This is a genomic window from Gordonibacter pamelaeae 7-10-1-b (assembly GCF_000210055.1).
GTDB classification, from domain to species: Bacteria; Actinomycetota; Coriobacteriia; order Coriobacteriales; family Eggerthellaceae; genus Gordonibacter; species Gordonibacter pamelaeae.
The window spans coordinates 3025358-3027385 of sequence record NC_021021.1 but is presented as its reverse complement, the minus strand read 5'-3'; the positions used below and the strand labels follow the sequence as shown (position 1 = coordinate 3027385).

Sequence of the window (2028 nt, the reverse complement as noted above, 5' to 3'; positions counted from 1 at the left end):
CCGGGGGCTCGACCCGGTCGCCCGCGAGCCCGCCTGCCCAGGGTGCCGGTTTGCCGGGATCGCCTGTGCCGTCCCGCAAGGCCGCGGCCCGCGCCGCATCCGCATCCGCCGGCGGTGCCTGGTTCGACAGCGCCGACCCGGCGCTCATGCGCGACCATATCCGCGCCTGCGAGGTCATGGCGCGCTTCAACGCGCAGCAGGGCATGCTGGACGCCGACCGCATGAAGATGCTGCACGGCTTCCTGGGCGCTGTGGGCGAGGGCTCCTCGCTTTCGACGGGCGCGCAGGTGGACTACGGCTACAACCTGTTTTTGGGAAGGAACTGCTTCTTCAACTTCAACTGCACGTTCCTGGACGGAGCGCCCATCACGTTCGGCGACGACGTGGGGGTGGGGCCGGGCTGCTCGTTCGTCACGCCGCTGCACCCGCTGCTCGCCCGCGAGCGCGCCCGTTGCGAGGACGCCGGCGGCACCGGGCACGTGTGGGAGCGGAGCCTGCCCATCACGGTGGAGAGCGGCGTGTGGATCGCGGCGAATGTGACCGTGAACGCGGGCGTGACCATCGGCGAGGGCGCCGTCATCGGTTCCGGCAGCGTGGTGACGAGGGACATCCCGCCCCGCACGCTGGCCTACGGCAATCCCTGCCGCCCCGTGCGCGCGATCACCGAAGCCGACAGCGTCGCCGATGCCCTCGCCGAAGCCGGCCTGGTCTGAAGCATTGCCGGCAGGGCGGTGCGGTGGCGGGGACGAATGCAGAACCGCCCCTTTCTGCACGTTTTTCACCAGATTATTGCGTTTTGGGGCGGCTGCGCCCTCTCGGCGAGCCGTCGGCCCGTCGTCCTCGTGCTCTTGGCCGGCGTTTCCCCTGTTCGCGAGTTTCGGACTTGGGCAGAAGCCGTCCGCGGGAGGATGTGCGTGCAACATTCCGGTAAATAGTGTGCAAAAAACCGCTGTCGGCGATGCTCCTTAATCGCTGAACATTGTTTATTGACGATTGCTCAATAATGGAAGCCGAGTTCCGGACCATTCCGGGCCGTTTATTCGACGAGGCGTCGTGGCGCAAGGCGGGCTCTCGCGGCTGCATCGTCCGAGCCGTGAAGGCGGCTTGACCGCATGGGCGAGCGAGGGTCGAGTCCCGGGTTCGCCCGCGCCGGGAGCGCGCGGGCTGCCGTGGCCTGCAAGGCAGAGGGTGCGCGAATTGTGGAGAAAATGTACGACACAGGTAACTTCTCTTGCCCGCGAATTCATGTTAGCTTAATCTAACTTACATCGAAAGCGCAACGGAACGGCGCAGGCGAACTCGGAGCGGCTCGGCCGCTGGCAGCCTGCGGGAACGGCTTTCGACCATCGTCCGCCGACCCGGCGGCGGAGGCTCCTCTCGTCTGGCCATCCGCCGCACCTCCTAGCGGAGGGAAGATCCCCCCTCTTCCCTCCGCTTCTCCTGTTTTGCAGCGAGATAGCCGGCGGCGGCTCGGCAGCAGGTCTGCCGTCTGGGCGGCGCATCCCTGTTGCGAAAGTGCGGGCGGCCGGCAGAAGGCGGGAGGAGCCTGCGCTCTCGCATGCGTTCGTCTCGCCTCGACGGCCCGGCGGTTTTCGTTGATAATGGAGACGGATCCAGCACAGGGCATGTGTGCAAAGCGCGTGCGGAAGGGTGCGCCGAGGGCGCGCGGGAAGGGGGATGGGCCGGCGTGGACGCGAGCAGCATTCTCATCGTGGAGGACGACCCCGACATCAACGCCCTGCTCGCCAAGATCATGGCGCGCGCCGGGCACGAGCCGACGCGGGCGTACTCGGGCACCGAGGCGCTGCTGCACCTCGAGCGCGGATCGTTCGACCTCATGCTGCTGGACCTCATGCTGCCCGGCGCCAGCGGGGGAGAGCTCATCGCGCACCTGCGCGGCGAACGGGGGCTCGACCTGCCGGTCATCGTGGTGTCGGCGAAGGCGGGCCTGGCGGACAAGGTGGACGCGCTCGCCCTGGGGGCCGACGACTACATCGTGAAGCCGTTCGAGCCCGACGAGGTGGCGGC

At 68.1% G+C, this 2028-nt stretch carries 2 protein-coding genes; both read left to right on the top strand.

Annotated features, from left to right (window positions below; translation table 11 throughout):
• A partial coding sequence (locus tag GPA_RS13980) for a sugar O-acetyltransferase (protein ID WP_231847659.1) occupies positions 1 to 713 on the top strand: 713 nt, incomplete at its 5' end.
• Between the two features lie 974 nt (positions 714 to 1687).
• Positions 1688 to 2028: response regulator transcription factor (locus GPA_RS19515; RefSeq protein WP_041240600.1), on the top strand; the 341-nt coding region annotated here is incomplete at its 3' end.